The sequence below is a fragment of the Nostoc paludosum FACHB-159 genome (assembly GCF_014698835.1).
Classification (GTDB): domain Bacteria; phylum Cyanobacteriota; class Cyanobacteriia; order Cyanobacteriales; family Nostocaceae; genus Nostoc; species Nostoc paludosum.
Map to the genome: position 1 here is coordinate 1 of NZ_JACJTU010000121.1, position 6,673 is coordinate 6,673.

9 protein-coding genes are annotated in these 6,673 nt (G+C 44.6%); 8 read left to right on the forward strand and 1 reads right to left on the reverse strand.

The features are described from left to right. Nucleotides 1–230: 230 nt before the first annotated feature. Nucleotides 231–395 carry a plasmid partition protein ParG gene (locus H6H03_RS38780; protein ID WP_190960295.1) on the reverse strand — a complete coding sequence of 55 codons (165 nt, stop codon included), beginning with the start codon at nt 393–395 and terminating at the stop codon, nt 231–233. A gap of 258 nt (nt 396–653) precedes the next feature. Here H6H03_RS38780 and H6H03_RS38785 point away from each other — a divergent pair, with 258 nt between their 5' ends. The 8 genes from H6H03_RS38785 to H6H03_RS38820 all read left to right on the forward strand — a co-directional run bounded on the left by H6H03_RS38785 (nt 654) and on the right by H6H03_RS38820 (nt 6,327). Next, the gene (locus H6H03_RS38785; protein WP_190960296.1) at nt 654–1,769 is read left to right on the forward strand and encodes a ParM/StbA family protein; all 1,116 of its coding nucleotides are present in this window, start codon (nt 654–656) and stop codon (nt 1,767–1,769) included. A 3-nt stretch (nt 1,770–1,772) separates the two neighbouring features. Continuing rightward, on the forward strand, nt 1,773–2,006 hold the full coding sequence (locus H6H03_RS38790) for a hypothetical protein (RefSeq protein WP_190960297.1): 234 nt from the start codon (nt 1,773–1,775) through the stop codon (nt 2,004–2,006). Continuing rightward, nucleotides 2,003–2,227 carry a hypothetical protein gene (locus H6H03_RS38795; RefSeq protein WP_190960298.1) on the forward strand — a complete coding sequence of 75 codons (225 nt, stop codon included), beginning with the start codon at nt 2,003–2,005 and terminating at the stop codon, nt 2,225–2,227. Before H6H03_RS38790 ends, H6H03_RS38795 begins: the two co-directional genes overlap by 4 nt. Next, a complete protein-coding gene (locus H6H03_RS38800) occupies nt 2,224–2,499 on the forward strand; it encodes a hypothetical protein (protein WP_190960299.1) in 276 nt (91 codons plus the stop codon). The genes H6H03_RS38795 and H6H03_RS38800 overlap by 4 nt, the downstream gene beginning before the upstream one ends. A gap of 248 nt (nt 2,500–2,747) precedes the next feature. After that, a complete protein-coding gene (locus H6H03_RS38805; protein ID WP_190960300.1) occupies nt 2,748–3,191 on the forward strand; it encodes a hypothetical protein in 444 nt (147 codons plus the stop codon). A gap of 11 nt (nt 3,192–3,202) precedes the next feature. Then, entirely contained in the window at nt 3,203–3,919 is a 717-nt protein-coding gene (locus H6H03_RS38810) for a hypothetical protein (protein ID WP_190960301.1), read from the forward strand. 21 nt (nt 3,920–3,940) lie between these two features. Next, the gene (locus H6H03_RS38815) at nt 3,941–4,489 is read left to right on the forward strand and encodes a hypothetical protein (protein ID WP_190960302.1); all 549 of its coding nucleotides are present in this window, start codon (nt 3,941–3,943) and stop codon (nt 4,487–4,489) included. Next, nucleotides 4,486–6,327, forward strand: a complete 1,842-nt coding sequence (locus H6H03_RS38820; protein ID WP_190960303.1) for a hypothetical protein — start codon at nt 4,486–4,488, stop codon at nt 6,325–6,327. Before H6H03_RS38815 ends, H6H03_RS38820 begins: the two co-directional genes overlap by 4 nt. Nucleotides 6,328–6,673: the final 346 nt, after the last annotated feature.

The following is a 6,673-nucleotide window of genomic DNA, read 5'->3' on the forward strand; positions in this document are numbered from 1 at the left end:
CAACAGTCGATTCATAGTCTTTCGCCTCCCTAAGCATCTCTAACGCCGCTTCATTGTGCGGCGGGAGTTGAAAATCCGTAGGTGGGTCTTTCACGGTAGTCATTGGCGACATCAAAAATTAATTATGTGAAATTATCACTTACTGTACTGATAGTAATGCTTGACACTGCATTTTTGAATTAGATAGTTGTTTATCAGATTCTTTCTCCAGTGCTGATAGGAATAATTTCCTACTTTTCTTCAGATTTTATCCAATTCAGAATTAATTCTCTTGCTTGTTGGCTCATAGACGTTTTATTACGAGCGCAAGCTATTTTAAACTGCGTTCGCTCATCGTCTGACAAGAAAACAACAAGTTTTACGGTTTTATCTCCTGTTTCTTCAGAATTGCCCATTTTATATATTGCTGTACTTCGCTCAATTATGGCATTGAGTTAAATTACAGCAAATAAGTAACATAGGTAAGTTGCTATAACTTACCTATGTAGGTTAATATAGCATCATCAAGCCAATAACAGCCACCCAACAAAGGCAATAGAAGCCAGAAAGTGATGTTTAGGCAAGCCTTGAACTGGATGCGTGAATTTAAGGTACTTCAGCCGATAAATTCTCCAAACCCAGAATAAATAAGACTTTTACCAACCATCAGAACCATGACAACCACATACACCAATGCCAAAAACTGGCTAGTTCAAGCAGAGTTGCTTGCCAACTCCGGGCTAACTGACCTTACAGGAGGTAAGGACGCAGGAGCAGGATATGGCAAGGCAATCATCGGTGATTTTTGCATCATGATGCCAGCCGCATACTCACTTGTTCGCAACCGCAACCTCATGCACCACGAAACCATCTCAAAAGATGGGGCATGGGTACGTTATCTAGAAGGAACGCGGCTTGATTTAAAAGACACTCAATTCTTTTGGGGCAGTGCAGCAATCGCCCAAGCTGACCACACCCTGCTGCACGAAGATAAGGCGAAGAAAGCAGAACTGGCATTAGAAAGCATCCTTGCAGACTTAGCTGTTCTCAATATTCCCGATGCAATGAAACTAGAAATCAGCTTGAGTAACCACAACCCACAACGCTGGGCATCTGAAATTAAACGCAGAGTGCAAGGTACTCACACCTTCCAACATCTGCACCCACTTACTCGTTCCATTGTTACCAAGACAGTTGAAATCGCGGTTACTGGCGTATATCCAGAGGGTTTTGGAAGCATTGCCCACTGCTTATTCGGTGAAGCGTCCCTAATTCTTGACCCTTCAGAATTGGCGATCGCTCTCGATATCGGTTCATCAACTTGGCTTGTAACCGTGTTCAACGGTAGTGGTGCAGTCATAGACCGCCATCTAATTGAGGGTGGAGCCGGTGAACTGCACAGCATGATTGCAGAAGCCCTCGACAAGCGAAACGACCGAGTGAGTCTGCTGTCCAAGGATGTGAAGCACTCGCCTAGTCTCGTTAACCAAGGGATTCTCGAAGGAACTTTCACATACGGGGGCAACCACCTCACTGGCAAGAAGTTCGAGGCAGAGTACAGCCAGTGTCTTGAGGATTGGTGGAGTACCAGGATTGAGAAATTCGCCAATTTCGTGACTGCTGGCAATTATCTAGACCGAGCGAAATACCTTGTCGCCTGGGGTGGTGGTGTTTCCTTGCCCGTGGTGGATCAGAACCTAGCCGATTTAGGCTTTGTGATTTTGAACAATCCCCAATTCATCAATGCCTTGGGGTTGAAACTATTAACTCAAATATCTTTGGGAGCCTAATCAATGAATTACGAATCTCGGCGTATAACCATTTCCTACTTAGCAGTAATTGAATTGTGCAAGATGTTTGATTTACCCCAAGATGCACCGACACAAGCATTATCAGCAGGTGTAGAAAAGCTGATTTTTCAACATGGCAATGTGCAAGCATCGCCCAAAGTTGAAACAGCGCAATCTATGCAGCCAAATAAATCAGCACTTAGCGCAATGGTCACTAATTTCAAGGGGGCTGCATGAACAGAACCAGATTCAGAAACACGGTTTTAGGCATTGGTGCAACAGCAGTAGCGATTGCTTTTGGCTACTTTGGAGTGCAGTACTTCGGTCGTAACAATATGTTCACCATCGCCGCAGCCGTGGGTGGCGCAGGGGCTATCAGCTATGTACTTCAGAAACCGAGTCAGCCAGAAGCACCAACCGCACCAATCAAAACCCAAAGGAGAAGAAACAAGTCATGAGCGACCAAGACACCCAAAAGACACAACCATCGCTAACAACAACCGAAATCATGACCATCATCCTCGGTTGCGAACAGACTTTAAGGTTTGTGCAAGCATCTCCCAATTACAAGCAAATCGAAGCCTCCGAGCGGTTCAGTACATCGAATGACCTGCGTCTGGGGGATGCCGTTCAAGTCTTGATGGAGATTCACGAAGCGATTCTAAATATCGAGTTCTACTCCCAAGTTGAGGGACAAGCTTATGCTTTCAACGACAGCCTTACAGCGTAACCACCTCTATGAATTCCGTGGTCAACAATTGCGCTACAGCCACCTTTCTAACTCTAGAGTCAATGCACCTTTCATATTCAATGACTCGAAAGGCAGGCGCAAAGAATTAAGTCAAAACCAAGTGCAGAGGGAGGTTTTTGAACTTGTTGAGTTTTGTGAGAACTGATGATGAAGCGATTGCATCGACGACCAATCACTGCAATCGCCCATCTGTGCATCGAAACTACACACATTTTGGATTCTAACAAATGACACTTGATTACAAAAATCCCAACGATTGGGGCAAATCACCGCTAACTGACCGCGCTTTGAGATTAGAGCAATTTAAAGCAGAAAATCCTGAACAGTGGGCAGCAAGGATTGAGGCGGATATTGAGGCACTTTCCACACCATTGGAAGAGAGTGAAGATTACCCACCCTTTACCGGGACAGAATTTCTAGCAACTCATGAAACCATTGATGACCATCCATACTCTGCTGCATTTGGTCAATTCTTGGGCAACGGCATTGACCCGGATATTGCAAATATCTTGGCGTTTGGCTGCAACAGATTTGATTTAATTTCTGAAGATTTTGACGACCCCGTAAGGCAATTAGCAACGAGAATTTATAGCCGATTTGAAGAGATGGGTTACTGGGATGAAGTACCAGAATCTGACGATGATATCAACTACGACTACATACCTTATTAGGAGTGTCAGCAATGGACTTTGCAATACGTAATCCGGTAGTTGGTCATAGTTCACACATTGACGAGAAGGCGCAATCTTGGGGAGGGTTTGAGTCTGATATTTTGGGCTATCTCTCCGATATAAATAAGCTCGAACAGTTTGCTGATTATGCGAATAATGCCCAAGAATTATCAGATAGGTTAGAGCCATTTCTGGACAACGCCAAGGTGGTCTTTGAGGCGATGGAGAAGCTGACCAAAGGACAAGTTACCTGGGTCGAACTTCGTAAACAATATGGCTCTCACGTTGCGGGTGCTATCGCCAAAATTCGTAAACTCAATTCGGAATTTGATTCAGAAATGAGTAAAATAGATGCCCAAGATAGAGCCGACTTGCTGCGAATTGATCAGAAACGTAAGCACGGACTAGCCGAAGTTGCAGCCCAATTACATCATGATCTACAAGCAGAATTATGGCGGCATGAAAACAAGATTAGCGGCATCGAAAATAGACAGACTGTGCAAGCCGAAAGGCAAGCCATCACAACAGGATTGAGAGAGAAACGCCAACAACTTTTAGCCCGTGCAAGGTATGGTTCCAGAGCTTTAGAACCGAACCAAACACCCCAAGAAGTAATACCAGTTACTAGCCAAAATCATGCACCAGCGTCTAGTGTTTCTGCAACAGGAACAGTTCGCGGTTGGGGTGCAATGTTGGGTAATTTGTGGCAGAAGTTAGGCGATAGATAATCAATTAATTAGGTAAGGCTGATGCTAGTAAGGAAACGAAATGAAGATCCTCATAGCGTCAGCCCTTTTTCATTTGAAGGGCTGGCACAGAAATCACAACAACAACAGCAGCATCAACAACCCGAACAGTTACCACCACTGCCAGAAAATAACCGGGGTAGAACATTTAGACGTGCTGGTAATGCTTGTGAGATTGTCGCTGGCAGTTGTCTAAACAGTGCAGTTATTTTTACTTTTCACCTGTTGCAAGTTCACCCAGTTGGAATGTTCTTAGCAGTTGGCACTGCACACCTGTATTTTACTGCCACTGCAACAGGTGAAGGCTTTAACAATTTTGTCACTAATTTAATGACTGGTTGCAGTGCATCACTGGCGTTATTATGTGCGCTTTCCGAACCGATTAGTGAATGGAATGAAGCGAGAACTTCTACTGATACAGCTAATAATTCAATTCAGTCAATGTATCAGCCCAAAACTGCGGATTATTTAAGTTGGATGGATGGTGCAGGAGTGGGCATATTTCTAGCGATATTAATGATTTTTCTATTTGCTGGTAAAAGAGGTAAATGAACTATCTATCTGAGAAACATAAAACTTTATCCGAGTTGCAACAATCGGGTTTAATAAAGTGGTTCGGTCAATTACCGATGGACAAGAAAGCTGTTGCAATTGGGCTAAGTTTAACTGTGGGTATTAGCTCGGCTGCGATGGCTTGGAAAGGAACGAGTAGCGACAGAATTTATTTCTGTGTCAAAACCCCAAAGAAAACATTAGTGTGCCAGGACTTGAATAACCGACCTTTTAGGATGACCCCCCATTATTGGGAGCAATGGAAACAAGAAGGAATGCCGCGCCAAGTTGTCAGAGATGCAACAACCGGAGTTAACGGCTTAGTCAAAGCGACTAACCCGTACAAACCGTTTTGGGCGTTTGGGGGATTCCTGGGGTTTGCGCTTGCTGGGTGGATGTTGCGCCATTGCCAAGAGGAGGAGAAGCAGAGGGCAGTTTTTGAAGACATCGCACAAAAACGGGATGCTGCAAAGGCAGAGATGGCGGCACGTTCCGAGCTACTAGAGAGTTGCCGAGACGTTGCGATCGCAGAAGTCCAACTACAAGCCGACTTGGATCTAATCGCCAATGACCGCACTGTTGACATACAAAAAGCCGAGATTTACGCCCACACCGAGATTGAAGTTACCCAAATGGAGGCATCCGAGGCTATCTTTGAGGCGCAAACGGCGGGGATGACCGAGGAACAGAAGGCAGATTACATTAAGCAGTTGCGTGAGATGAAAACCCCTTATCTGCAAGGGAGTCAGACTTTAGCGGGGACGATTGACCCCAACGATAAAGTTACTGGATCTGAGCCAGGAGCGATTGCAGACGGCGACAAATATCGCTGGATCAAAAACACCATCGGCTACCCCACTTTAATATTTGGTGGCATGGGTGCGGGTAAGTCGTGGACTACTAGAGAGATTATTTGGAAGAAAGTACAAGCCGGATGGAACATCGTAGCGCTTGACCCGCACGGCACACAGGTCGAGTGGAAAGGCGTAAGGCTGATTACTGGCTACAAAGAAATAGCTCTCTTTATGCAATGGTACATGGATGAAATGCGCCAGCGCTATGAAGATTACCGCAAGAGTGGATTGACTGAGGAACAGTGGACAGAACGGTTAAGAAATAGCGGCAAGATGCTATCAGTTATCTGTGAGGAATTTACAACTTGGACAGATAACATTGTTGAGCCAATGCCAGACGATTTTTCGGATGAAAAATGGAAGCCTGACCCTGATTTTATTGGTAAATGGTTTCGCTGTGCCATGACTGAATCTCGCAAACAATTAATGATTCCTTTGTTTGTAGCTCACGACCGCACAATGGAGATTTTAGCCAAAGCCAAAGGACTATCAAAACTTCGAGATGCTGCACTGTTAGAAGTAGAACTAATCGCAACTATTGACCCAATTACGACAGAGGCAAAAGCTAGTGGTAGAGGTAGGATTAAGCTACCTGGGCATGGGCAATGGATTGATATTGAACTGCCCAAACTCGACCATAAGCGAATTGATTTTAGGCTTGATAGACCTGTGACCAGTAATGAACCGCCAACCATCGACAAAGCTACTTTAGAGCGGATTTATGAACTGGAATTCAATCTTGGTAATAAAGAAGGTGATACCCAATCTGAACCGAACAAACTATCACCAATGGCGCAAAAGTTGTATGAATATCTCACCAGAACTGAGCGAATTGAAGCTGATGTAAGAGAGTTTAAGGGCAACTTTAAAGTGAACGGTGAAAGATTCACTGTTGAGCAAATCAAGGGCTGGATGTACGAAATTGTGGGGGCAGGATTGGCGGACTGGATAGCCGAGGGTGTTATCAAGCTTAATCAAATTTGACTGCGATTTGTGTCTGGTGTCTGTCCCCAAAAGCCCCCTTTTTTCGCGGACACCGGACACGCCTACTCCACAGACACCAAAACCTGAAAGCCTTATACAGTCTAGACACCAGCAGACACTACCCCAGACACTGCCCAGACACCAAGTGTCTTCAACGTGTCCGCTAGACACCAATAATAAATAACCGAGTAAACAGCCATTTATTATTAGAGGATTAATCAAATCATGCTGAGAATAGTTGTAACGACCTGCAATACTAATCGCTCAAACCTGCAATCAAGACATTTACAAACCAGGATTATTTGCAACTATAATTACGCTTCAGCCAGGATTAATTGCAACTGAA